The sequence below is a fragment of the Pseudomonas sp. URMO17WK12:I9 genome (genome assembly GCF_900230165.1).
Classification (GTDB): Bacteria; Pseudomonadota; Gammaproteobacteria; order Pseudomonadales; family Pseudomonadaceae; genus Aquipseudomonas; species Aquipseudomonas fulva.
On the sequence record NZ_OCMQ01000015.1, the window covers coordinates 48,606 to 74,492 of the forward strand.

Annotated in this window: 18 protein-coding genes; 7 read left to right on the forward strand and 11 right to left on the reverse strand. The window is 65.1% G+C overall.

What is annotated here, in order from left to right:
- The first annotated feature begins 117 nt into the window (after window positions 1-117).
- Entirely contained in the window at window positions 118-2,205 is a 2,088-nt protein-coding gene (locus tag CRP40_RS20670) for an EAL domain-containing protein (RefSeq protein WP_027915621.1), read from the forward strand.
- A 62-nt stretch (window positions 2,206-2,267) separates the two neighbouring features.
- Window positions 2,268-3,254, forward strand: coding sequence for a site-specific integrase (locus tag CRP40_RS20675; RefSeq protein WP_132578993.1), 987 nt, complete (start codon window positions 2,268-2,270; stop codon window positions 3,252-3,254).
- 18 nt (window positions 3,255-3,272) lie between these two features.
- On the opposite strand, the gene CRP40_RS20680 is transcribed toward CRP40_RS20675, so the two are convergent.
- Together CRP40_RS20680 and CRP40_RS20685 are read right to left on the reverse strand one after the other, a co-directional pair.
- Window positions 3,273-4,412, reverse strand: a complete 1,140-nt coding sequence (locus CRP40_RS20680) for a glycerate kinase (protein WP_027915623.1) — start codon at window positions 4,410-4,412, stop codon at window positions 3,273-3,275.
- A 132-nt stretch (window positions 4,413-4,544) separates the two neighbouring features.
- Window positions 4,545-5,642, reverse strand: coding sequence for a sugar diacid recognition domain-containing protein (locus CRP40_RS20685; RefSeq protein ID WP_027915624.1), 1,098 nt, complete (start codon window positions 5,640-5,642; stop codon window positions 4,545-4,547).
- A 161-nt stretch (window positions 5,643-5,803) separates the two neighbouring features.
- On the opposite strand from CRP40_RS20685, the gene CRP40_RS20690 reads away from it, so the two are divergent.
- The 3 genes from CRP40_RS20690 (at window position 5,804) to CRP40_RS20700 (ending at window position 10,816) form a co-directional block, all read left to right on the forward strand.
- Window positions 5,804-7,132 (forward strand): MFS transporter, encoded by a 1,329-nt coding sequence (locus CRP40_RS20690; protein ID WP_027915625.1) that lies wholly within the window; start codon window positions 5,804-5,806, stop codon window positions 7,130-7,132.
- A gap of 162 nt (window positions 7,133-7,294) precedes the next feature.
- Window positions 7,295-8,815 carry an FAD-dependent oxidoreductase gene (locus CRP40_RS20695; RefSeq protein WP_027915626.1) on the forward strand — a complete coding sequence of 507 codons (1,521 nt, stop codon included), beginning with the start codon at window positions 7,295-7,297 and terminating at the stop codon, window positions 8,813-8,815.
- Between the two features lie 84 nt (window positions 8,816-8,899).
- Window positions 8,900-10,816, forward strand: a complete 1,917-nt coding sequence (locus CRP40_RS20700) for a sigma-54-dependent Fis family transcriptional regulator (protein WP_027915627.1) — start codon at window positions 8,900-8,902, stop codon at window positions 10,814-10,816.
- Window positions 10,817-10,859: 43 nt separating this feature from the next.
- Here CRP40_RS20700 and aldA read toward each other — a convergent pair whose 3' ends face one another.
- The 4 genes from aldA to CRP40_RS20720 all read right to left on the reverse strand — a co-directional run bounded on the left by aldA (window position 10,860) and on the right by CRP40_RS20720 (window position 16,450).
- Entirely contained in the window at window positions 10,860-12,293 is a 1,434-nt protein-coding gene (gene aldA / locus CRP40_RS20705) for an aldehyde dehydrogenase (RefSeq protein ID WP_027915628.1), read from the reverse strand.
- Between the two features lie 7 nt (window positions 12,294-12,300).
- Complete coding sequence (locus tag CRP40_RS20710) at window positions 12,301-14,469, reverse strand: PQQ-dependent dehydrogenase, methanol/ethanol family (RefSeq protein ID WP_027915629.1); 2,169 nt, start codon at window positions 14,467-14,469, stop codon at window positions 12,301-12,303.
- 196 nt (window positions 14,470-14,665) lie between these two features.
- Complete coding sequence (locus tag CRP40_RS20715) at window positions 14,666-15,370, reverse strand: TraX family protein (protein WP_027915630.1); 705 nt, start codon at window positions 15,368-15,370, stop codon at window positions 14,666-14,668.
- Between the two features lie 6 nt (window positions 15,371-15,376).
- On the reverse strand, window positions 15,377-16,450 hold the full coding sequence (locus tag CRP40_RS20720; RefSeq protein WP_027915631.1) for a metal-dependent hydrolase: 1,074 nt from the start codon (window positions 16,448-16,450) through the stop codon (window positions 15,377-15,379).
- 223 nt (window positions 16,451-16,673) lie between these two features.
- Between CRP40_RS20720 and CRP40_RS20725 the strand changes: the two genes are divergently transcribed.
- Window positions 16,674-17,618, forward strand: a complete 945-nt coding sequence (locus CRP40_RS20725; RefSeq protein ID WP_027915632.1) for an alpha/beta fold hydrolase — start codon at window positions 16,674-16,676, stop codon at window positions 17,616-17,618.
- Here the strand turns inward: CRP40_RS20725 and CRP40_RS20730 are convergent.
- Window positions 17,569-18,300, reverse strand: a complete 732-nt coding sequence (locus CRP40_RS20730; protein WP_027915633.1) for a hypothetical protein — start codon at window positions 18,298-18,300, stop codon at window positions 17,569-17,571. The genes CRP40_RS20725 and CRP40_RS20730 overlap by 50 nt on opposite strands.
- A 113-nt stretch (window positions 18,301-18,413) precedes the next feature.
- The gene (gene hisN, locus CRP40_RS20735; RefSeq protein ID WP_027915634.1) at window positions 18,414-19,205 is read right to left on the reverse strand and encodes a histidinol-phosphatase; all 792 of its coding nucleotides are present in this window, start codon (window positions 19,203-19,205) and stop codon (window positions 18,414-18,416) included.
- A 218-nt stretch (window positions 19,206-19,423) separates the two neighbouring features.
- Between hisN and CRP40_RS20740 the strand changes: the two genes are divergently transcribed.
- On the forward strand, window positions 19,424-20,041 hold the full coding sequence (locus CRP40_RS20740) for a LuxR C-terminal-related transcriptional regulator (protein WP_027915635.1): 618 nt from the start codon (window positions 19,424-19,426) through the stop codon (window positions 20,039-20,041).
- Between the two features lie 28 nt (window positions 20,042-20,069).
- On the opposite strand, the gene CRP40_RS20745 is transcribed toward CRP40_RS20740, so the two are convergent.
- The 3 genes from CRP40_RS20745 to CRP40_RS20755 all read right to left on the reverse strand — a co-directional run.
- On the reverse strand, window positions 20,070-22,073 hold the full coding sequence (locus tag CRP40_RS20745) for a MacB family efflux pump subunit (protein WP_050587349.1): 2,004 nt from the start codon (window positions 22,071-22,073) through the stop codon (window positions 20,070-20,072).
- 2 nt (window positions 22,074-22,075) lie between these two features.
- On the reverse strand, window positions 22,076-23,233 hold the full coding sequence (gene macA / locus CRP40_RS20750; protein ID WP_027915637.1) for a macrolide transporter subunit MacA: 1,158 nt from the start codon (window positions 23,231-23,233) through the stop codon (window positions 22,076-22,078).
- A gap of 83 nt (window positions 23,234-23,316) precedes the next feature.
- Window positions 23,317-25,887 (reverse strand): alpha/beta fold hydrolase (locus CRP40_RS20755; protein WP_141400919.1); only part of this gene is annotated, 2,571 nt, incomplete at its 5' end.

Genomic DNA, 25,887 nt, shown 5'->3' on the forward strand with positions numbered 1-25,887 from the left:
ACCCGCGGCTGTCATCTTTCGTACAGGCATCGCTACAGGCTATTTGCCATTAGTCATGGCCCTGTCATGTTGCTGTCGTAATGTCCGGGCCTCACCCAAGGCCGGGAAACACTGCAATTGACACGACGTTCACTCTCGTCGGCGAGCCTGCTCAGGCTGCTGATCCTGCTGCTGTGCGCTGCCTCGTTGGCCTTTCTGTGGGGGGTGCATGTTGCGCAGAAATCCACTGCTCGGCAGGACGCCCTGATCAACCGTGGCAGCGAACATCAGCGGCTGGCCAACCTGCTTGCCGAGAACGTCAGCCAATTGCTCGACCGTGCCCAAGCAGTTACCGACGGCGCAGCGTGTGCGACCGCCTCCCAGGTACTCAGGCCCTCGCCTGAGCAATCCAAAGCATGCACTACGTCGGTTGCAGTGCACCTCGCCGCCCAGCCCTTGGCGCAATTGCTGCAAGAAGTGGAGTTGGGCGACTCGACCCGCGTGAGTGTTTGGCAGGCCGACGGCACGGAACGCCTTCGCTTTGGCGATCGCGGCTTGGTGCCGATCACTGCTGCCTTGCAGCCGCCACTGCCAACTGACGGCCCCCCTGCGGGCGTGCTGACCCAGTACCTGGAAGGTGACGCTTACCAGAGCGTATTCAGGCGCCGGCCCGAGCATGGCTTTACCCTCATCATTGGCCAGCGCGAGAACGAGATCACCGGGGCCGTCGACGCGGCCTATGCCCGGCAGTTCTGGCTGACCCTTGGCATGACACTGATGATCCTGGCCAGCCTGGCCTGGACCCTGCGCCTGCTGCGCAAGCGTCAGGACGCCTTCACGGCGCTGGAGCAAGCCCAGCACATCAACCAGCAGCTGATCGGGCGCCTGGAGGATGCACACCGGCGCAGCAGTCATGCCGCCGCCACCGATCATCTCAGCGGCCTGCACAACCGTCGTCAATTCGTCGAAGTGGCAGGTGCTGCGCTGATCCATCAGCGTGGCAGGCGGCAACTGATGGCCATCCTTTTCATCGACATGGACCGCTTCAAGTCCATTAACGATTCGCTAGGCCACAAGGTCGGTGACCTGCTGTTGCAGGCCGTGGCCGGCCGCATCCAGCGCTTGCTCGAACCCGGCGATGAAGCCTCGCGCTTTGGTGGCGATGAGTTTGTCGTGCTGCTCGCAGGCGAGCGCAGCGAGGAGCAGATCGATGCCTGGGTACGCGAACTGGTGCGCAGGCTGTCGGCCACCTATGCCCTGGATGGCCAGGAGGTCAATACTAGTCCCAGTATCGGGGTCAGTATCTGCCCGCGCGATGGCCAGGACATCGACAGCCTGGTGCGCAGCGCTGACGCGGCCATGTATTCGGCCAAACAGGCAGGCCGCGCGCAGTACCGCTACTTCGACCCCTCCCTGAACGTGGCCGACATCCAGGCATTTACCCTGGAGCAAGCTTTTGGCACGGCACTGGCAGGCAGGCAATTCGTCCTGCATTACCAAGCGCAGATCGATCTCGATGACCACCAGGTCGCAGGCTATGAAGCGCTTGTGCGTTGGCAGCATCCGGAGTTCGGCCTGCTCTACCCCGACCGTTTCATCGCCCTGGCCGAACGCAGCGGCTTTATCGTCGAGTTGGGCTGGGAAGTGCTGCGCCTGGCCTGCGAGGCCTTGTCGGCCTGGCAGATGGAAGGCCGACTGGTCCGTCTGGCCGTCAACGTATCTGCCCTGCAGCTGCTTCAGCCTGACTTCGCCGCGCGTCTGCTCAGTCACCTGAGCGACCACGGCATTGGGCCCGAGCACCTGGAACTGGAGATCACCGAAACCACCATCCTCGATCCAGAGGGCCCGGCAATCGAGCATCTGCACCGCCTGCGCCAGGCAGGCATCGGGATCAGCCTGGACGACTTCGGCCGGGGCTATGCAGGCTTTGCCCATCTGCATGCACTGCCCCTGAGCAAGCTGAAGATTGATCGATCCCTGATCGCCTCGCTCTCCAACAGTCCGGACGACAGCCCCATCGTGGCCTCCACCATCATCCTGGCCAAGCGCCTGGGCCTGGTGGTGGTGGCCGAGGGCGTGGAAACCCGCGAGCAGGTCGTGTGCTTGCGCCTGGCGGGGTGCGATGTTGCCCAAGGCTATCATTTCAGTCGGCCCCTGTCCGCCGCGCAACTGCGTGACTACGCGCCCTTCAGGGGTAAGGCGCAGCCCCTCGCCGCGTTGCACTGAAGCCAGGCACTGAATGCAAGCCCCTGGCTAACCCTTGGTGCCAACAGGCCTCAGGGGTTAAGGTGGTACCACTGCACCCACCCGCCGACGCCCGCACCATGACCGATATCGAGCGCTACCTGCGCGCCGCCACGCGTGACAACACCCGCCGCAGCTACCAGGCGGCAGTGGATCATTTCGAAACCCAATGGGGCGGTTTTCTACCGGCCACCGCCGAAAGCATCGCCCGATACCTGGCCGACCACGCCCAGCAGCATGCGGTCAGCACCCTGCGCCAGCGCCTGGCGGCCCTCAGCCAGTGGCACATCAGCCAAGGCTTCCCCGACCCCACCAAAGCGCCGGTGGTGCGCCAGGTACTGCGGGGCATCCGCACGCTTCATCCCACCCCGCCCAGGCAGGCAGCACCCTTGTTGCTGCAACATTTGCAAACGGCCGTGACCTGCTTCGAGCAAGAGGCCCGCCAAGCACAGGCAAGCCACGATGTGGCCGGGCTGCGACGCGCCCGGCGCGACACGGCATTGCTGCTGATAGGGTTCTGGCGTGGCTTTCGCGGCGATGAACTGGCACGCTTGCGGGTCGAACACATTCAGGCCGAAGCGGGCGTGGGCATCACGCTGTTCGTGCCGCGCAGTAAAGGCGACCGCGAGGCACTGGGCGTACAGCATCGCACCCCTGCCCTCAAGGCACTGTGCCCGGTAACGGCCTACCTGCAATGGGTGCAGGTAGCCGGCATCGCCCACGGCCCCGTGTTCCGCAAGCTCGACCGCTGGGGCAACCTCGGTGACCAACCGCTCAACAGCAACAGCCTGGTGGGCCTGCTGCGGCGCATGTTGACCCGCGCCCAAGTGCCAGCAGCGCTGTATACCGGTCATTCACTGCGTCGCGGCTTTGCCACCTGGGCCAGCGCCAATGGCTGGGAGCTCAAGTCGCTCATGAGCTACGTGGGCTGGAAGGATGCTAAGTCCGCGCTGCGTTACATCGATTCGACGCAACGCTTCGGTGACTTGGCCCTGTTGCCCAGCACACCCCTGCCGGTACTGGCACCCTGAGCTGCGCCCTTTATTGGCTCAGACGCGCTTGAGGCAGGCCCACAGCCGACCGATGTCGCAGGCGCGGGCTTGAAGCAAGCGGGCGGTGTCGCGGCACGCCTGGTCCAAGGTCATGGGCCCATCCACTAGCGCAAAGGCGGCATCTACGCCATGAGCATACAGCTGCTGGTAGCCCTCGCCGAGCATGCCCGCCAGCACGATCACCGGCACGCCATGACGCTTGGCGACCCGGGCCACCCCCATCGGCGTCTTGCCGCGCAGGGTCTGGGCATCGAAGCGGCCTTCCCCGGTCACCACCAGGTCTGCGTCCCTGACATGAGCTTGCAGGCCCGCCAGTTCGGCCACCACTTCCACACCGGCTCGGAACTGGGCACCCATGAAGGCCCTGGCCGCAAAGCCCATGCCTCCGGCGGCGCCGCAACCTGGGTAATCGCGCACATCCTGGCCCAGCAAGCGGGCGCAGTGGTCGGCGAAGTGACCGAGCGCCTGGTCCAAGGCCTGAACCTGCTGCGCGCTGGCACCCTTCTGCGGCCCGAATATGGCCGATGCGCCTTGTGGGCCGCACAATGGGTTGTCGACATCGGCCGCCACTTCGAACTGCACGTGCGCCAGACGCGGGTCCAGCTGGCTGGCATCGAGCCGCGCCAGGTCACCCAGGGCCAGGCCACCCTCGGCCAGTGGTTGATCGTCTGCATCCAGCAAACGCAGGCCCAAGGCGCGCAGCATGCCACTGCCAGCATCGTTGGTGGCACTGCCGCCGATCGCCAGCACCACGCGCTGCGCGCCAGCGTCGAGCGCCGCGGCAACCAGCTCGCCGGTGCCCCAGGTGCAACTGCGGCAAGCGTCGCGCTGCCCGGTGGGCACCTGTTGCAGGCCACTGGCCTGGGCCATTTCGATGATTGCGGTGCGGCTCTGGGGCAGCCAGCCCCAGCCTGCCTCAACAGCCGTGCCCAACGGGCCGCGCACGGTAAGCCGGCGCAGCTCGCCGTCGCTGGCGGCGAGAATGACCTGCATCGTGCCTTCGCCACCGTCGGCCATGGGGCACTCGATCAACTGGGCGTCGGGCAATGCTTTGGCCAGGCCGGCGGCGATGGCGCGCGCCACGTCGGCCGCCTCGAGGCTGTCCTTGAACGAGTCAGGCGCGATGACGATCTTCATGATGATTCTCCTGTCCGGGTAGCGGCATGCTGACAGCTGACCAGCAAGGCGGCGTCGGTCAAATGCACAAACCGCCCGACAGTTTGTTTGGGCAGATGCCAGCGCCCGGCGGCCCTGCCCAGCCAGTGCGCGCTATCGGGTAGGCAGCAATTGCAGCCCCAGGTACAAACTGAGCAGGCCCTCCAGGCGCGTCGGGTCCACCTCGCCCAGCTCGGCGATACGTTCAAGCCTGTAACGCAGGCTGTTGCGGTGAATACCCAGCGCCTCGGCACAGGCCTGGCTCTGACCATCGTGGGCGCACCAGGCGCGCAGCGTGGCCAGCAATTGCCCGCTGCTGTCGCGGGCCTGGATGCGCAGCAACGGCTCGAGCAGTTCGTCCAGCGCCTCATCGTTGCGATGGCGCCAGAGCAAGGCTGGCAGGCGGTAGCGCTGCAAGCTCAGCAGCCGTTCCTGGGGCACCACCTCACGCCCATAGGCAAGCAGGTCGCGCACACGCCGGTAGCCGCGGCGCATCTGCTCAAGACCCTGCGCGGCAGAACCCATGGCCAAGCGCTCAACTGCCCAACCGTGCCGCTCTATGCGCTCGACCAGCCGTGCAGCCTCCAGCGCCACGCCTGCCGGGCGACACCACAGCAGCGAGTGGCGCGCTGGGCTGACGCACCAACTGTCCGGGTAACGGCTCATCAGCCAGCTTGCCAGCGCCTCGGCGTCGGGCCCACTGGCCAGCTCGAACAGACAGGGAATGCGCGGTAGTTGCGGCTTGAGCCCCAACTGGCGCGCTTCGTCCAGCAGCCGCGAGGCGTCGCCGGTTCCGCCCAGCAGCAGGGCCAGCAAATCGTCGCAGCGCTGTTTGCGCCACTGCTGGTCAGCCTGCAGGTGACGCTGGGCCAGCAGCATTTCGGCGGTCATGCGCACCAGCTCGGCATACACCCGAACCTGCTGCGGATCACCCGTCAAGCCCAGTACGCCCATCAGCCGGTCGTCGAGCATCAGGGGCAGGTTCACCCCCGGCTGCACGCCCTTGAGGCAGCGTGCCGCTTCCTGGTCAAGCTCCACGATGCGGCCATTGGCAAGCACCAACTGGGCGCCTTCGTGCCGCGTGTTGACGCGCTCTGGTTCGCCGCTGCCCAGGATCAGGCCGTGGCTGTCCATGACGTTGACGTTGCAGGGCAGAATCGCCATGGCACGGTCTACGATATCCTGTGCCAGGTCGTGGTCGAGTTCGAACATTCAACGGTCCTTGGGGGCGTGCGGTTGGGCTCGGGCACAGCAGCAAGGCCCATGGCTTGTGCAAAAGCACAAAGACAGCCACGCCGCCGTCCCCGAGACTCGTTCAGGCGAGCGCCGGAACAGGCGACGCGGTGACAACCATAACAACAGAGAACCCGATCATGGCACACAGCCCCGCCCCTGACCAAGGCACGGACACCACCCGCAATGCGCTGTACCGGCGCATCACCCTGCGGCTGATTCCGTTCATTTTCATCTGCTACCTGTTCAACTACCTCGACCGCGTCAATGTCGGCTTCGCCAAGCTGCAGATGCTCGACGCGCTCAAATTCAGCGAAACCGTCTACGGCCTCGGCGCCGGCATCTTCTTCATCGGCTATGTCCTGTGCGGCCTTCCCAGCAACCTGGCGCTCAACCGCTTCGGCCCACGGCGCTGGATCGCCTTGATGATGATTGCCTGGGGCAGCTTGTCCACCTGCTTGCTGTTCGTGACGACCCCCACCGAGTTCTATGCCCTGCGCCTGCTCACAGGCGCCGCCGAGGCAGGCTTCTTCCCGGGTGTGGTGCTGTACCTTTCGCGCTGGTTCCCCGGTGCGCGACGTGGCCGCATCATGGCGTTGTTCATGTCCGCGATCCCGGTCTCGGGTCTGTTGGGCAGCCCGTTTTCCGGCTGGATCCTCGAACACTTCGCCGCCGGGCAACATGGCCTTGCCGGCTGGCAATGGATGTTCCTGATTCAAGGGCTGCCAACCGTTGCGCTCGGCGTGCTGGCGGTGTTCCTGCTCAGCGATGGCTATCAGAAGGCGACCTGGCTGAGCGATGAGCAGCGCCGGCTGATTGCCGCCGACCTGCAGGCCGATGCCGACAGCAAGCCGCCTACCACCGGCGACAGCGTCCTGGCCGTGCTGGCCAACCCACTGATCTGGACCTTCGGCTTCATCTACTTCTGCATCCAGAGCGGTGTGTACGCCATCAACTTCTGGCTGCCCTCGATCATCAAGAACATGGGCTTCGACAACCCCTTGCTCATTGGCTGGCTGAGCGCCATTCCCTACTTGCTGGCCGGAGTCTTCATGATCCTGTGCGGGCGCTCGGCGGACCTTCGCAACGAGCGCCGCTGGCACTTGGTAGTGCCAATGCTGATGGGCGCCGTGGGCCTGCTGATGGCCGTGAATTTCGCGGCCACCCCGGCGATCGCCATCCTTGGCCTGTCCATCGCCACCATGGGCGCCCTCACTGGCCTACCCATGTTCTGGCCGATGCCCACGGCGTTGCTTAGCGCAGGTGCGGCCGTGGCAGGCCTGGCGCTGATCAACTCGGTGGGCCAGATGGCGGGCTTTCTCAGCCCTTACCTGGTCGGGTTCATCAAGGACCAGACCGGCTCGACCGACGCTGCCCTCTACGCCCTGGCGGCGTTGATCGTGCTGGGTAGCCTGGTGGCCCTGCGCGCCACCCGTACTCGTCTGCCGGCGCCTGCCATAGCCGACTGACGGTCGCGTCAACAGCGCTTCCTTGCATTGGGTCATCCAGACCCGTGCAAGGAAGGCTGATCCTCTTGTTCCCTGTACAGCACTCCAGTCGTCAGCTCGACGCAGCCCGTTCGGGTAAATCGGCGTCGAACCGTTCCAGAGGCCCCCTTTGGAGAATTCACCATGACCGAATACGCCGTGGCCCGGCTGGCCGACCTCGATGAACACACCCCTTTGCGCGTGGAAGCCGGTAACGAAGAGCTGATCATCGTGCGTCAGGGTGATCAGGTTCGTGCTTTTCAGGGTAACTGTCCTCATGCAGGAGCGCCGCTGGACGAGGGCCGCGTCTGCGGCGGCTTGCTGATCTGCCCCTGGCACAAGGCCGCGTTCGCCGTGGACGAGGGCGCCGTGTGCGAGCCCCCTGCCCTGACCGACCTGCGCCGCTACAAGGCCTGGGTCAAGGGTGACCAGGCGTGGGTGGACGACCGCCCTTTGCCCAGGGCGCGCTCGCCCAGGCACAGCGATGCGCGGTGTTTCGTGGTGCTGGGAGCCGGTGCGGCAGGCAGCGCCGCTGTGGTCACCTTGCTCCGCCATGGCTTCAATGGCCGCCTGGTGTGGATCGACCAGGAGCGCCAGCCGGCCTACGACCGCACGGCCCTGAGCAAATTCGTGCTCGCAGGCCAAATGGCCCCGGATGAGGTGCCGATGCTGCTGGAGCCTGATGATCTGCGCATCGGTCAACTGGAGCGTCGGCACGCCAAGGTCCGTTCACTCAATGCCCAGAAACGCCAGCTCCTGCTGGCCGACGGCCAACGCATCGACTATGACGCCTGTTTGCTCGCTACGGGCGCCAAGGCGCAGCGCCCGGATATCCCGGGGCGCGACCTGCCTGGGGTCTTCAACTTGCGTTCGCGCGCGGACGCTGCGCAACTGCTCGATGCCGTGGAACCGGGCAAACCGGTTGTGATCGTGGGCGACAGCTTCATCGGCCTGGAAGCAGCCTCGGCGTTAAGCGAATACGGTGCCAAGGTCCACGTGATTGGACGGCATGAAGTTCCGCTGGCCAAGCAACTGGGCGAGCGTATCGGGCGGGCGATCCGTGCCTTGCACGCGCGCAAGGGCGTCACGTTCCATGGCCCGACCCAGGTGACGGCGATCGAAGGCGATGGTCAGGTCGAAGCGGTCATGCTCGGCAGCGGCGAGCGAGTGCACTGCCAGGTGGTGCTACTGGGAACGGGGGTAGCTCCGGCCACGGCTTTTCTCAATGGCGTAGCGCTGGCCGATGACCTTTCCGTGCCGGTCAACGGTGAAATGCAGGTGACCGAAGGCTTGTGGGCTGTGGGTGACATGGCCACCTTCCCCCTCGCCGGCCAACCGGTGCGCATTGAGCACTGGCGGCTGGCGCAGCAGCACGGCGTCATCGCGGCAGCAAACATGCTGGGCGACCAACGCCGCTACGCCGACGTGCCGTTTTTCTGGACCTATCACCATGGGCAGCGGTTCGAAGTGCTGGGCCACGCCCGACAATGGGACGCCATCACCTTCGTTGGCACGCCGGAGAGCGGTGATTTCATTGCACTGCAATGCCTGGAGGATCAGGTGCAGGCGGTGGTCGCCAAGGGTTACGCCTCAGCCATGATGCAGTTGTCGCAACGCATGAAGCGCCCGCTCACCACCGCCGAGGCACTCGAACTGATCCACTGACAAGGCTTGCCCTGCGCCCGGGCTGGTAGCGCGCCATCAGCTATGGTTATCTTCACCTTCGATAACAATAACTGTGGAGCGCCCATGCCCGCTCATAATCCTGCCTCGGAACTGGCGGCCTTCGTCGACAGTCACTTCGGCCACCGCGGCTTGGTCCCGGAAACGGTGATCGCCGAATCCTGGTACCGCAGCGTCACCCAGCACCGCCTGGACCCGAGCGTGCACCCAACGGACAACATCCTCAGCGCCGCCGAAATCCGCCAGCTGCAAGCCCAACACCAAGCCTACCTGACCCTCGCCAGCCAAGGCGTGAGTGGTTTGGCCCGGCGGGTAGCGGATGCAGGTTTCGCCGTCTTGCTCAGCGATGCGGCAGGGATCACGCTTGATGCTCGCCTACCTGCCGACACCGGGCGCTTCACAGGTTCCGGGCTGGTGGTGGGGGCGCGCTGGGACGAGTCCATCGCCGGCACGAACGGCATAGGCACCGCGCTGGCCTCGCAACAGGCACTGACCATTCACCGTCAGGAACATTTCCTGGCCAGCAATGCCCGGCTCAGTTGCTCGGTCTCACCGATCTTCGACAGCCACAACCACCTGCTCGGTTGCCTGAACGCGACCTGCTTGTATGACGATGGTCCCAAGCAGGCCCAGCACCTGACCCTGCAGTTGGTGACGCTGTACGCCCGCCTGATCGAAAACGCGCACTTTCGCCAGCGTTACCGCGACTGCCTGACCCTCGCGGTCAAGCCCTGCGACGGCGATGCGGACCTGGTAGCCGAGCAACTGCTGGCACTCGACGAGGGTGGCCGTATCGTCGGTGCCAACCGGGCCGCATTCAGCAACAACCCCCATGCCCTGCTAGGCCTGCGCATCGAGCATGTGTTAAGCGCCGATATCGACCAGCTGCTGGCCCTGACGCAGGGCGGTGCTCGGGGCGCGCAATTGTACGATGCCAGCCAGGTCAAGGGCCTTGAGGTGGGCCTGCGAGTGCCGCGCGCTTATCGCGCTTGTGCCCCGGCCGCACCGGCGGCATCTGCCAACGCGCATCCGACACTCGACCAACTGGCAGGCGGCGACCCCCAGCTGCAGCACGCCGTGACGCGCCTGCGCAAGGTGCTGGACAAGGACATCGCGCTGCTGCTCAGCGGTGAAACCGGCACGGGCAAGGAAGCGTTCGCTCGCGCCCTGCACCAGGCAAGCGCCCGAAGCGCCCGGCCTTTCGTGGCGCTCAATTGCGCCGCCATTCCAGAAGCGCTGATCGAAAGCGAGCTATTCGGCTACCGGGCCGGCAGCTTCACCGGGGCAGACCGCAAGGGCATGAAAGGCAAGCTGGAACAGGCCAATGGCGGCACGCTGTTTCTCGATGAAATAGGCGACATGCCTGCCGATCTGCAAACCCGCCTGCTACGGGTACTGGCGGAACGGGAGCTGGTTGCGCTGGGGGCGACCACGCCGGTAAGGCTGGATATCCAGGTGATATCGGCGACGCATCAGGACCTGGTTGCCAGGATCGCCACCCACCAGTTCCGAGAGGACCTCTACTACCGACTCTGCGGCATGCGTATCACCCTGCCGGCGCTGCGCGAACGCAGTGATCGGGCGCAGGTGATCGAGGGTGTTCTAGCACGTTTGGCGCCGGGGCTGCACCTCTCGGCCCAAGCACGCGCCGCGCTGCTGGCCTATCCTTGGCCGGGCAATATTCGCCAACTGCTCAATGCCCTGCGCCAGGGCGCTGCCCTGGCCGAAGACGGGTGCATCGAGCTGGCCGACCTGCCCGCCGAGTTGCAGCAAGCGCAGGTCGAACCAGGCAGGACGATCTGCGCAGCGCCGCGCCTTGGGCAGCAGGTGGAAGAGGCCGAGGCCGACCACCTGCTGGCGCTGTTGCGGCGCAACCAGTGGAACATGAGTGCCGCCGCCCAGGCCGCTGGCATCTCGCGGTCCACGCTGTACCGCAAGATCAAGCGCCACGGCATCGTGCAACCGAATCGCCAGGGCAACTGAGCCCAGTGCCCCGCCACGCCGGGGCACTGGCCACGGCTGGGCTTCAACCCTGGATGTAGACCACCTGCGTGCGCGTGTACTCGTAGAGCCCGTGCTTACCGTCCGCCCCACCAATGCCCGACTTGCGGGCCCCGGCGTGGAAGCCTTGCATGGCCTCGAAGTTTTCGCGGTTGATGTAGGTCTCGCCGAAGTCGATTTCCCGGCACGCCTTGAGCGCGGCGTTCAGATCACGGGTGTAGAGTGACGAGGTCAGCCCGTACTCGCTGTCGTTGGCCAAGGCAATGGCTTCGTCCAAGTCCTCCACCACCTGAATTGGCAACACCGGCCCGAAGATTTCCTTGCGCATGATCTCCATGTCGGCCGTGCAGCCTGCCAGCACGGTGGGCTGATAGTGAAAACCGCTGCCAAGGTCAGCCACCTGCCCGCCCGTGACCACCTGCGCGCCTTGGGTCTGGGCAGTGCGCACCATCTGCGCCACCTTGTCCAGGCCGGCCCGGTTGATCAACGGTCCCATGTGCAGGTCCTGCTGCGTCGATGGGTCGCCATAGCGTGTGGCGGCCATCGCCTGGGCCACCTGATCGATGAACCGATCGGCCACCTGGCGCGCCACATAAACTCGCTCTGCGCAGTTGCACACCTGTCCGGTGTTGATCACCCGCGAGGCGACGATCGCGTTGACTGCCAGGTCCAGGTCGGCATCGGCCAACACGATGGCAGGCGCCTTGCCGCCCAGCTCCAGGTTCAGCTTGGTGATGTTCGGCGCCGCCGCTGCCATGATCCGCGCACCGGTCGCCACGCTGCCGGTGAAACTGACCATGTCCACGCCCGGGTGACTGGACAGGCCGTGGCCCACGGCGGCGCCTGTGCCGCCGACCATGTTGAACACCCCGGGTGGCAGGCCGGTCTCGGCCACCAGGCGGGCGAACGCGTAGCAGTTGATCGGGGTTTCCTCACTCGGCTTGACCACAATGGTGTTGCCGGTAATGAGCGCCGGCGCCATCTTGCGGGCGATCAGGAAAAAGGGGAAGTTCCACGGCAGGATGCCTGCCACCACGCCCACGGGCTTGCGCATGAGAAACACGTGTTCGGCCTGACGGTCGCTGGTCAACACCTCGCCTTCCAGGCGTCGCGCCCATTCAGCCATGTAGTCCAGGTAATCGGCCGTGAAGCCGACTTCCACCTGGGCCAGGGCCGGCACCTTGCCGCCTTCCAGGGTGATGGTCCGGGCCAGCTGATCGGCATTGGCCCGTATCCGGTTCGCGATGGCGCGCAGGTAGCCTGCGCGTTCCTGCGCAGGCCGGGCTGCCCAGGCGCGCTGAGCCCGGCGTGCCGCGCTCACGGCCTGGTCGACCTGGGCCTGCGAAGACTCCGGCACGCGACCGAGCAACTGGCCATTGGCCGGGTTATGAACCTCGAGCAGGGCCTCACCGGGTTCGAACCGGTTGTCGATGAAGTTCTGGTAGACCGAATCGTTCATGGGCATTTCACTCCTGTGGGGCATTGTCAGCCAGCGATGAAGGGGTTGCCGGACGGGCGCTGAACCGCTTCCAGACCTCGCCTTCCTCCTGCAAATCGTGAGCACGCTTGATCAGGTATTGATGGACCTGCTCGACTTGCTCAGGGTTGAGGTTGTCGGCAAACGAGGGCATGCCATCGGGCACCCTGCCGCCGTAGAGAATCCCGAGGAACATCTGGTGCTTGTCGGCGCCCAGCTTGCGCAGGTCGGGCAGGACCCCGCCGCTGACAGCATGGATGCCATGGCACTGGGAGCAGTTGCCGTCGTACAGCGCAGCGCCTGCAGCGACCGTCTCGGCATTGGCGGTCAAAGGTGGCGGCTTGGGCGCATCGGCAGGCGGGGCCGGCTCGCGCAGCTTGGCCGTGCCGCCCAGCTTGTAGGTCAGCACCTGTGCATAGGGCTGCACGCCTGCACGCAAAGAGAGTGCGCCAGCGAACGTGGAAAATGCGCCGCCCCAGCCAGCCATGAACGTGACGTATTGCTCGCCGTCGACGGCATAGGTGATCGGTGCGGCCATCACGCCGCTGGCCGCAGGCGCTTCCCACAGCTTCTTGCCGGTTTCGGCGGCATAAGCAATGACCCGGCCGTCGGCGCTGCCTTCGAACACCAGGTTGCCGGCCGTGCTCAAGGTGCCACCATTGAAGATCGTGATGTACGGCACTTCCCAGGCAGGCGCCTGCTTGACCGGGTCCCAGGCAATCAGTTTGCCTGACCAGGTCTTGGCCATGTCCAGCAGCCCTTCGGCGCCTTCGGGCATCATGCCGGTACGCAGCCCCAACTGGTAGACGCTCTTGAACGGGTTGCGCTTGGGCGCTTCTTGCACGTGCTCATAGTAGGCCGACATGATGTGGGCCGGGATGTACACCAGCCCCGTCTGCGGGTTGTACGACATCGGGTGCCAGTCGTGTGCCCCCCAGAACGCCGGAGTCACCAGCTTGCGCTTGCCGTCCTTCCAGTAGGCCGCTGCCTCGTCGTCGACGATGGGCCGGCCGGTCTTCATGTCGATGCCTTTGGCCCAGTTCACCGGCACGATGTTCTTGGCCGACAGCAACTCGCCGGTTTCCCGGTCCAGCACGTAGAAGAAGCCATTCTTGGGCGCTTGCATCAGCACCTTGCGCGGCTTGCCGTCGATGGGCAGCTCGGCCAGGATCATGTGCTGGGTGGCCGTGAAGTCCCAGGCGTCGCCGGGCGTGGTCTGGTAGTGCCAGGCGTACTCGCCGGTATCGGCGTTCACCGCCACGATCGAGGACAGGAACAAGTTGTCGCCCTTGGCCTGGCTGCGCCATTTGGGGTCCCACATCGCGCCGTTGCCCACGCCGATGTACAGCAGGTTCAGCTGCGGATCGTAGGCAAAGGAATCCCAGGCGGTGCCGCCGCCGCCCCACTCGACATAGGCATCCCCGTGCCAGGTCTTGCTGGCGATCTGCATGGCTTTATCCTCAGGCGGCAGCTTCGGATCGCCCGGTACGGTGTAGAACCGCCATGCCTGGCGCCCGGTCTCGGCATCGTAGGCGGTGACGTAGCCACGTACGCCGAATTCGGCGCCGCCATTGCCAATCACCACCTTGCCGTTGACCACCCGCGGCGCACCGGTGATGGTGTAGCTGCGCTTGGTATCGGCGCGGGTATCGACCGACCAGACCCGCTTGCCGGTCTTGGCATCGATGGCCTCCAGGCGACCGTCCAGCACACCCACATAGACCTTGCCCTGCCACACCGCCACGCCCCTGTTGACCGCATCGCAGCAGGCTTCGCCGGCACGGTTGCGGTCGGACTGCGGATCGTACTTCCACAGCAGCTGGCCGTTGCGCGCATCCAGCGCGTACACCACCGAGAACGGCCCCGTGGTGTACATCACCCCATCGACCACGATGGGGGTCGCCTCCACGCCGCGGTCCAGGTCGAGCTTGTAGCTCCACGCCAGCCCCAGCTGGCCCACGTTGCTCTGGTCGATGGTCTTGAGGGGGCTGAAGCGTTGCTCGTCGTACGTGCGGCCATGGCTCATCCAGTTGCCGGGCTCTTTGTCCGCATCAATGATGCGTTGCCCATCGACACCGGCGGCGAAGGCCAGGGGTGTCCAGCTGAGAGCCAGGGCCAAGCAGCCGCGTGCAAGGCGTTGGGGGCCTGATCGATTCATGCACTGTTCTCCGTTCTTGTTATGGCGACGCTGCGACGAGCGTCAGTCCAAACAAGAGCAACGGCTGTGCCAAACGGCCGGCTGACGGCCGCAGATACCGCAGTAGAGCCTTCGAGCCGTCAGTGGGGAGGGGCTGGATACGGGCAAATGCTCGACACAGTTGCGTCAACCCTGGGTCAACCGTGGCACAGGTGTGTCACAGCCCAAGCGTGCTCAAGGCTTTGATCAGCAAAAGGTGTAGCGGGTAAAAACCATAGGCCCAGCGACCCACAGCTGGCACGCGATGCCATCGGCAGTGCAACAGGCCGTTGCCGACCGCAATGGCCACGGCGGCAACCGCCAGGGTGACCCAGGTGAAGTGGGCGCCCAGGTGCGTCATCAACCAGCTGTTGGTCAAGTTGCCGGCCACCGCCAGCACGCACGGCACAAGCCACATTGCGCCCCCACAGCGGTAGGCAAGTACGCAGGCGGCGGGCAGCAGTACCCCTGGCAGGCCGTACATCAGGCACGGGCTGCCAGCCCAAGCCGCGCCCAGCGCGACCAACCCCAGCAGCCGCGCGGCTGCCTGGGTATGCTGCACGCTCCAGGCCACCAGCAGGCCCAACAACAGCGTCGGCATTACGCTGAACGTGGTCGAACCGCTGTCCAGCCAGAGGTAGGCAGGCTCGGACAGCACGGTGAACAGCAGCATCAGCCCCAGATACCGCCCATGGTGGCGATCGAGCGGCGTGTCAGGCTCGCGCCGCACCACGTTCATGGCCATGGCCAGGCAAAAGAGCGGAAACGCCAGTCGGCCAACCACGAACAGGCCGTGGGCCTGCGGCCAGACGAAGCGTAGGTGGTCGGCGAGCATCGCCAGCATTGCGAGCCATTTGACCAGGTCCAGCCCGGCTGAGCGCACTGGGCGCTACTCCCCCTGCCCTTGCCCAGGCGCTGCAATGCGCGCGGTCCAGGCGGCCAAGGGTAGCGGGGGCTGCTGGAAGACGATGCGGCGCCAGATCAACCCCAGCGCCTGCCCGTCGAACAGGTCGCGCGGGCCGCTGGCTGTGTGCACGGCCGGTTGCTGCACCTGCCAGCGGCCCTGCTCGCCCTGCCGGGCCATGTCGAAGCGGAACGTGTAGTTGCCCGGCGTACCCATGCGCAGGTCGGTCACCACCAGCCGGTCGCCGACCTGGTCGTAGCGCAGCCAGTCGTCGGTGAACCAGCGCAGCTGCTGGTGCAGCGGATCGTTTGCCAGCACCTGGGCCAGAGGCAGGTTGCGGTTCAGGCGCAGCATCTCCGGCGACTCGCGGTCCAACAGGCTACTGACCCCTTCGTAATAGACGCCGTCCGGCGCCTTGGCCAATACCCGCCAGACCAGACTGTTGAACGCCATGGGCACTGCCCGAACCTCGTTCACGGTCACGCCCTTGGCATCGAGCGCGGCCTGGAAACGGTGTTCGGCCAGGGTACGGCTAGCCAGGCCTAAGCCCAGGTAAGCGGTGCTCAAGCCCAGCGCAACGGCCATGAACCGTACCGCCCGGGCGTGGGTGCCGCGCACGGCGGCGTACGCCACCGCCACCAGCAGCGGCACGGTATACACCGGATCGATGATGAACACGGCCGCCCAGCTTTGCGGGGTCACGTGCAAGGGCCACAGCAACTGGGTGCCGTACACGGTGAACGCGTCCAGCACGGGGTGGGTCACCAACACCAGCCAGAATGTCAGGAACAACCGGGGCAGCGTGTAGCCTTTGTCCGGCCAGGTCCTGTTCACCAGCCACGCCAGAAGCGCTGCCAGCGCGGTCAGCACGAACACTGAATGGGAAAAGCCGCGGTGGTAGGTCATCTGCGAGACCGGGTCGGCATAACGGATGATCACGTCCAAGTCCGGCAGTGTGGCCAACGCAGCGCCGTAGACCAGGGCCCTACGGCCCTGAATGCGCCCCAACAGTGTGCCTTGCAACGCAGCGCCAAGAACAGCTTGGGTTATCGAGTCCAAATCAAAGCCTTCGTCAGGAGGGTGTTGGGCCACGCTACCTGCTTGCGGGGCGCTTGCGCAATCGGCGGACGGTGCGCAGGCCCGCGCTGGAAACAGCTTGCAAAAAAGCTGGTCCGCCGGCCGGTAATATTTCTTACATCTGAGCTGCAGCATTTGATAGAACTACGCCACGTTGCTTGTACTTTCCCGAGCCTTGACCCTTTCCGAGATCCCCAACATCCGTATGTCTACCCGGTTGCTCTGCGCCCTACGCCGTCGCTGGTTCACCTGGCTGTGCGCCGCCGCCTTGGTGCTCGCCCTGCCGGCCGGCTGCTCGGTCTTGCAGCACAAGGAACGCGAGCTGGTATTTCGCATCGAGCCAGGCCAGGCCAGTTGGTTTCATGGCCTGCCCGGCGGTGTCCAGGAGCTGGACCTGCGCCCGCGCACTTTCGCCGATAACCAGAGCCTGCATGCCTGGTGGTGGCCGGCCAGACGCGCCGATGCCCCGGCCATCCTTTACCTGCACGGTGTGCGCTGGAACCTTACCGGCCAGCTGTTTCGCATCGAACAGCTGCACGCCATGGGCTATGCGGTGCTGGCGGTGGACTACCGCGGCTTTGGCCGCAGCCGAGGGGACTTGCCTTCCGAAGCCACCGTGTACGAGGACGCTCGCGTGGCTTGGGAGCGTTTCGCCCAACTGCAACCTGATGCGAGCAAACGTCTGATCTACGGGCACTCCCTGGGGGGCGCCGTAGCGGTCGACCTGGCGCGCACGCTCGCCCGTGAAGCCCGAGACACGCGCACCCCTGCCCCGGCGCGAGGGCTGATCCTGGAGTCCACGTTCACCTCGTTGGGCGATGTGGCAGGCGTGGTCGCCAATACATCGCTGCCGGTGCGCTGGCTGCTGTCGCAGAAGTTCGATTCACTGGGCAAAATTGGCGATATCGACCTGCCGGTGCTGCTGGTCCATGGCCTGGACGACCGCTACGTGCCCTCGCGTTTCAGCCAGCAGCTGTTCGAGGCCGCGCGTGAACCCAAGACGCTGTTGCTGGTGCCAGGTGCGACACACAACAACAGCATGAGCCTGGCCGGGCAGCGTTATCGCAAGGCGATACAGGCCCTGTTCCAGGCGCGGCAGGTCACTGTACCGGCAGGAAATTCATCAACAGCAGGCTTTGCGCATAATTGAGGCCGATACGGCGGTAGCGCTCGTCGAGCAGCTCGGCCAGCAAGTCCAGGCGGGCCACCACCTTGCCAAATTCCACGGCAAAACTCAGGTTGCTGCCCTCCTCCGAAATCTCGTTGGAGAACAGCAACAGCACACCGTTGGCGTCCTGCCGCTGGCTCAGCATCCAGGTGGCTTTCTCGATGTTGCGCGCGGCGTTGTTGATGAACAACGGGTCGAGGGTGTCGGTCATGTAGAACGCGGTGCGTCCGCCGTGGGCTGTGATCAGCATACTGCCGATGGCGTAGATGAACGCACCCACTCGATCACCGCGAAATTCCGGGCTCAAGGCATAGCTCAAGGCAGCCAGGTCGCGGCGATTGCCCAGTTGCGCCAGGGGTTGGCGCTGTTCGATGGCCAGCCGGATCTGGCGCTCGGACGTGGCCGCGTCCAGGTAGCCCGAGCGTTGCAACTGGTTGGGATTGCGCAGGTACAGCTTGTTCATCAGCAGGTAGAGGCTTTGCAGGTTGTCGCGCATCGACAAGGTCGCCAGGCGGTCCACACTGGTCTGGAACAGCTCGCTGGGCTTGCCTTCGCCCAGCTGGTTGACGATGTCTCGCCCCTGCTGCTGAGTGCAGGCGCACAAGCTGGCCAAGATGCCTGCCAACAGCAGGCGAACTATCGTGGAGCAACTGCACACTACCATCGGCACCGGTTCGTTTTCGGCGGCCGCCGCGGGGATCGCGGCAGCCTGGGCCTAGCATAGAGCCCCGAAAGCCAAAAAAGTGCGGCATGCGCCAGCAGGTGTAGCTACCTGAACTACATCGCGCCGCGCAGCAGCTCAACGACCTGGGCATGCAGGTCCGGATCACCGCAGGCCACCACGCAGCCGCCTTGCTGAGCGCTGCTGCCGTCCCAGGCCGTGATCACGCCGCCCGCGCCCTCGATGATGGGCATGAGTGCCTGCACGTCATAGGGCTGCAAGCTGGCTTCGACGATGACATCCACAAAGCCCGAGGCCAGCATGCAATAGGCGTAGCAATCCCCACCGTAGCGCATCAGCCGTGCCTGGCTGGCCACGTGCTCGAACGCAGCCTTGCGCGCAGGCGTATCGAACATGTCAGGGGTGGTGCACATCAAGGTGGCCGCTGCCAGCGCTTTGCAGGCGCGGGTCTTTAGCGCTCGCGTGCCCGACCAGGCACCTTCGGGCGTGCCGATGAACCGTTCGCCGGTAAAAGGTTGGTTCATCACCCCCACCACAGGCCGGGCACCGTCGTTGAGCGCGATCAACGTGCCCCACAACGGCAGGCCGGTGATGAAGGCGCGGGTGCCGTCGATCGGGTCGAGCACCCAGGTCAACGGGCTGCTGCCCACGGCCACGCCCGCCTCTTCACCAAGGATGCCATGGTCTGGGTAGCGCGCCTGGATCCGCTCGCGCATCGCGTCCTCGGCCGCCTTGTCGGCCACGGTCACCGGGTCGTACAACCGGCCGCCTTTGTCCTCGACCTCCAGGCTTGCACGAAAGTAAGGCGTGATGGCAGCGCTCGCAGCATCGGCCAACTGCTCGGCAAATCCACGGAACTCGGCAATCTGTTCAGCGCTCAGGGGCATGAAAATGGGCCTTGTGCTAGTCAGGGAGGCGGCATGATAGCAAACCCGCTGATCGGCATGGCGTCCGTAGGAGATATCAATATGGCATCATCCAGGCTGGATTTAGCCAAGGCTTGCTCGTTGTACTAGCATACCCCTCACGCACCGATGCAGGCCCAGGATGAGGGCTTGCACTACAGCCGGGCTTGTGCCCTGGCCTCAAGGACGATTCGATGAGCATCAATTCCATCTATCCGCAGATCGGCAAGATCATTGCCAGCACCGGCAGCCGCCAGTTTCCCCGCCTGCTGCATGACCTGATTCAGGCTCACCTGTGCATCGACGCCACGCAGATCCGCCAGCTGCCACGCTCACCTAGCGAAACCACCGTACTCGACGAAACCGTGTTCTCGTGCGATCAACCCACGGCCACCGCCTCGGATGACCCTTCGCGCCTGCACCGTATCCGCGCCAGTGACGCGCGGGTCGAGATTCGCGTACTGCGCGCCGACACCACCTATGGCTTCTCCCCCCTGGAGCGCAATAGGCTCGAAGCCATCACGCCCCTGGTGCTGCCGATGCTGGAGAAACACCTGCGTGCCCTGCAACCCACCGTGCAGCGCAACAGCCACGACAGCCTGGAGCAGCGGTTCGTCGAACGCCTGGCCCAAACAGGCCTCAAGCTTTCCGAACGCGAGCGCCAGGTCTGCCTAGGGTTGCTGGCCGGTCAAACGGCCCCCGAGCAGGCCGACCGGCTTGGCCTGCGCGTGAACACCGTCGAAAGTTACCTGCGCCGGGCCGTGATCAAGCTGGGCATCGGCGGGCGGCATTCGCTGATGCGCTGGATGCACGCCTAGGCATCGGTCGACCGGCATCGCAGGTGGTTCAGTCCCGTGCCAGTGCTTCGATGGGGTCCAGGCGAGCCGCATTGCGCGCCGGCACGAAGCCGAACACCACACCGATCAAGGTCGAGCAGGCGAACGCCATCACGATCGAGGCTGGGGAGAACACCATTTCCCATTGCTTGACGAACAGCTCGAACAGGTAGCCCACCGCGTAGGACAACCCCACGCCCACGACCCCGCCCAACAGGCAGACCATGACCGCTTCCACCAGAAACTGCTGGCGGATGTCGGCCTGACGGGCACCAACGGCCATGCGTATGCCGATTTCACGGGTACGTTCGGTCACCGACACCAGCATGATGTTCATCACCCCTATGCCGCCCACCACCAGCGAGATCACCGCGATCAGCGACAGCAGCAAGGTCAGGGATCGACTGGTCTTCTGTACGGTCTGCATGATGCTGTCCAGGTTGTTGGTGAAGAAGTCCTTGCTGCCGTGACGCTGCAGCAGTACACGGCTGACCTCCTCCTCGACCCGCTTGCTGGGCACCCCGTCCTTGATCCGCACGCTGATGCTGTCCAGGTGACGCTGTCCCAGCACCCGTCCGGCAGCCGTCTCGTACGGCACCCAGATGTTCAGCTGGTTGCTGGCCACGAACAGGTTCTTGTTGCGCGCCGTCACACCGATCACGGTACAGGGCAGATTACCGACCAGGATCACCTGCCCAAGGGGGTCGGTGGTCGGGCCGAACAGGCGCTCGCGGGTGTTATGGTCGATGACCACGACCTGGGCCTGGCGCCGCGCATCATCGGCGCTGAACACGATGCCCGCTGCCAGTGGGATGTTGCGCACCTGAAAGTAGTGCTCGCTGACGCCATTGAGCTGCACATCCACGTCCAGGTTGCGATAGCGCACCAGCGTGCCCTGGCCGATCACAGGGGTTGCGCTGTCGACGTAGTACAAGGCGTTGAGCGCCGCCACATCCGCCGGCACCAACGTTTCAATGTTCCTGGCCCGGCTGTCGCCGAAGTTGCTCCCCGAATACACATCGATGGTGTTGCTGCCGATGGCCTGGATGTCCTTGAGTACGTACCCCTTGGCCCCTTCGCCGATGGCTGAAATCGACACCACCGAAGTGATACCGATGATGATCCCGAGCATGGTCAGCAAGGTGCGCATGCGGTGTGACACCAAGGCCAGCCAGGCCATCTTGAACGCCTCGCGGAACATGCCCAGGCTTGCCAACAGGCGATGTCCCCGCTTGCGTGCCGGCGTCGGCGCCACGGCCCGTGCAGGCACCGTGTCAGCAACCTTGCGCCGATCGCTGACGATCTGGCCGTCGCTGACTTCGATGATGCGCTCGGCGTGCGCGGCCACGTGCGGGTCATGGGTGACGAGGATCACGGTGTGACCCGAGGCGTGCAGCTCCAGCAGAATCTTCATGACCTCTTTGCCGCTGGCGCTGTCCAGCGCGCCTGTGGGTTCGTCCGCCAGGATCACCTGCCCTCCATTGATCAATGCCCGGCATATGCTCACCCGTTGCTGCTGGCCTCCCGACAGCTGGCTGGGCCGGTGGTGCAAGTGCTCGCCAAGCCCAAGCCGGCTCAGCAGCGTCTGGGCGCGTTCATGGCGCCATTGCAGGTCCATGCCGGCGTACACGGCAGGGATCTCGACGTTGTGCAGGGCGTCCAGGTGCGGCAGCAGGTGGTAGCGCTGGAAAATGAACCCGAAGTGATCGCGACGCAGGGCGGCCAGGGCATCGACGTCAAGGTCCCGGGTTTGCTGGCCATCGACCTTGTAACTGCCAGTGCTGGCATTGTCCAGGCAGCCCAGAATGTTCATCAGCGTGGACTTGCCAGAGCCCGATGCGCCGATGATAGCGACCAGTTCACCACGGTGAATCTGCAGGTTGATGCCCTTGAGCGCGAGAAAGGCCCGCTCGCCGGCCTGGAAGCTGCGGGTAATGCCCTCCAGGCAAAGCAAGGGTTCGCCCTGCCCCGTTGCCTGGCACAGGGGGGCAGTGGGTTGCACGTTCATGTTCATGCTCAGGCTCCCGAATCGCCGGTAATCGGCTCGCCAATCACCACCCGGTCACCTTCGTCGAGGCCCTGCTCGATCTGTACCCGAACATTATTGTTGATCCCCACCACCACCTTGCGCTGCTCGGCGAAGCCCTTGTCGTCGAGCACCCGCACGGCGAAGCGGCCGTCCGCCTCGCGCCCACCCAGTGCCGCCACCGGCACGGTCAGAACCTTTTGCGCGGTATCGAGCACGATGTGCACTTGCGCAGTCATGGCGATGCGCAGGCGGTGGTCCGGGTTGGGCACCTCGAACAGGGCGTTGTAGAACACCGCGCCAGTTGGCTTGCCGGCCCCGCCCTCTGCCTTGTCGCTACTCTGGGCGTAGTGCTGTGGGGCAGGCTCGGTGCCGCGCAGCTTGGCGTAGTAGCGTTTGTCTTCCCCCAGGATGGTGAAATACACCGCCTGGCCCGGCGTGATGTGAATCACATCCGCTTCCGAGACCTGCGCCTTGACGGTCATGGTGTCCAGGTTGGCCAGCTTGAGCAGCACCGGGGCCAGCTGGTTGGCGATCACCGTCTGCCCTTCCTGAGTAACGATGCCCACCACGTGGCCTGTGATCGGCGCGTTGATGCGGGTATAGCCCAGGTTGACCCGGGCCGTGTCAATTTCCACCTGAGCGCTGCGGATCTGCGCATCGAGCGAGCCCACGGCAGCCTGCTGGACCTGATAGTCGGCCTCGGCCTTTTCATATTCCTGACGCGAGACCGAGGCATCGATTTGCAGTTCTCGATAGCGTTCATAGACCCCTTTGGCCTGCTTGAGCTGGGCCAGGGTCGAGCGCCGTTGGGCCTGCAGTTTCTGCTCGTCCACCTCCGCTTGGCGCAGGGTGTTGCGTAGCACCAGCGGGTCTATCTCGGCCAGCCACTGGCCTTCGGTGACCTTGTCGCCCAGCTTCACCTTGAGCGATTTCAGCTGACCGGAAACCTGGGCGCCCACATCCACCTGTTTGATCCCTTCGAGCACGCCGGTGGCCAGTACCGCATTCTCGATGTCGGCACGCTCGACCTGGGCGGTGATGTACTGCGGTGCCTTGGCCGGGGCCTGGACCGCATACAGGCCAATGCCCGCTACCACGGCAATGCCCAGCCCGATGCCCCATTTGCGCAGTTTGGTTTTGTCCATGGACACGCGTAATTCCTTTGTTTGACAAGACTGCACCGAGACCTGGCAGCGGCGGGCTCGCCCACCGGCCGCCAGGTAACCGGCTATTGAACGACCTGGGCCTGCGCAAGCGCCTGACCGTCATGCCACCACGCTGCCAGGCTGAACACATGGGGCACCTTGAGGATGCTGAAATGATCGCCGGGCGCCTTCCATACCTTCAGCCCAGGCAGCAACTGTTGCCAGCGCTGCTGCATGAGACGGTGCTCGGCAGCGTTGCCTTCGGCGTCCAGCCCCGGGTCGTCCACCAGCACCAGCCCTGCCGGGCCGGTGTACGGCAGCTCTGGATGGTAAGGCGTGCGCAGCGCAGCACCGAAAGTGCGCACCGTGCCGTCGAGCGCACGCGCACTGGATCTGGCGGGCATCAGCCCTGCCCGCACCATGGCCGTGTGCAGTTGCTGCTGTTGCTGGTCGTCGCTGGCTTGTGCAAACGCCACCCGGTCCAGACCAAGGGGTTTGCCGGTGGACATTTCCAGCGCTTCGATCAGGCGCAGCAGCGTCTGGCTGAAGGTATGGGGCTGGCCGCAGGTGCTCCCTGGGCCTGGGCCCTCGCTGTCGATCAACGTCAAGGAGCGCACTTGACGCCCTTTGGCCTGCAAGCGCGCGGCCATGGCATGGGCCACCCAGCCTCCGAACGAATGCCCCACCAGGTTCAGCGGGCCCTCGGGATAGACCGCTTCGATAGCCTGCACATGCCAGGCCGCCGCAGCCTCGACGCAGGTGTGCGGCAGCGACAGGCCATCCAGGCCTCGGGCCTGCAAGCCTTGCACGGGCCACTGCGGGCCCAACGCCTCGGCCAGGCCGATGAAGCTGGTCACACTGTCGCCGGCACCGGCTACGCAGAACACGGGCGTGTGCCTGGCAGCGCCGGTCTGAATAGCCACGGGGACCAAGGGCGGTGGTACAGCCGGGGCAGCAGCACACGCCAGCGCCTGCGTCAGCACCTGGCCAACGGTCGTCACATGGGGCGCTTGCATCAAGCTGCGGTGATCCCCCGGAACGGTGTGCGTCACCAGCACCTGGGTCGGCAACGCCGTGCGCCAGCCAAGGCCCTCAGGCGCCTCGTCAGCCTGCGCGGCGCAGAGCAGGTGCACCGGCACATCCACCGGCGCTGGGCGGTAATGGGCCAGGGCATGGCCATGGGCAAGCTCTCGGCAGAAATAATGCCGCAGGTCGGCGTCCGTCATGCTGGCCCACAGGCCGTAGAGCACCTCGTGCTCACGGCAGCTTGCCAGCAAGGTCGCAAAGTCGGCCTGGTCCTGCTCCAGGCGCGCGAGCAGCGCCCGCTTGGCGCGGCCTGCCTCGCCCTTGGTTTGCCAGTACGCCGTGCAGTTGAGCAGCAACTGCCGCTCCAAGGCATACGGGCCCTCCCAGCGTGCCTTGCCTTGGTCGGCCAAGCGCGGTGCGTAGGTGTCGATCAAACCGATGAATGCCACCTGCTCGTCAACGCCGCGCAGTTGATTGGCCATTTCCATGGCCAGCACACCGCCGAATGACCACCCGGCCAGACGGTAGGGCCCGTGGGGTTGCACGGTGCGCATCTGCGTGATCTGGTAGCGCGCCAGACATTCCAGCGTGCGTGGCTGTGGGGCATCGCTGGGTAATCCCGGCAGGCCGTAGATGGCAAAGTCGCCTCCCACCTGGTGGGCAAGCACAGGGAAGTAGAAGTCCAGCCCGGAAAATTCATGCACAAGGAACAGCGGCGCCTGGGCAGAACCCGGCCGGACCGTGATCACGGTCGCTACCGCTGGCGCTTGCCTATCCACCTGCTTGGCCAGCAACGCCACGCTCGGACGCTGGAAGACGTCAGTGAGCGCAACGGGTACCCCGGCCTTGCGCAGGCGGTCCACCAGGCGAATGGCCGCCAGCGAGTGACCGCCCAACTCGAAGAAGTTGTCATGGCGGCCCACCTCATCGACGTCGAGCAACTCGCACCAAAGGCTCGCGACAAGCTGCTCGACGTCCCCGCAAGGGGCTTCGAACGGGCGCTGCTGCACCTCGGGCGCTGGCAACGCCTTGCGGTCAAGCTTGCCGTTAGGGCCGAGCGGAAGCGCGGCCAGGTGGATGAAGTGCGACGGAACCATGAACGCTGGCAAGCGCGCCATCAAGACGGCCCGCAGCGCCTCGGGGATGAGACGCTGGCCCGTGTAGTACGCTACCAGGTGCTGGTCGCAGGCGAGCACGACCGCTTCCTTGACGGTGTCCACGGCCGTCATCGCCGCCTGAATTTCACCCAGCTCGATACGCAGGCCATGAAGCTTGACCTGATCGTCGTTACGCCCCAGGTATTCAAGGTTGCCGTCCGGCAGGTGCCGCGCCAGGTCACCCGTGCGGTACAGCCGCCCGCCTGGGCGCTGACCGAACGGGTCATCCAGGAAGCGCTCGGCGGTCAGTTCGGGCCGGTTCAGGTAACCGCGGGCGACCTGCACACCACCGATGTACAGCTCGCCGGCCACGCCCTGCGGTACCGGCTGGCCTTGATCGTCCAGCACGTACAGGGTGGTGTTGGCGATGGGCTTGCCGATTGGGGTGTTGTCGGGTGCGCTCACGCAGTGCCAGGCACTCACATCCACGGCGGCTTCGGTCGGGCCGTAGAGGTTGTGCAACTCAACGCC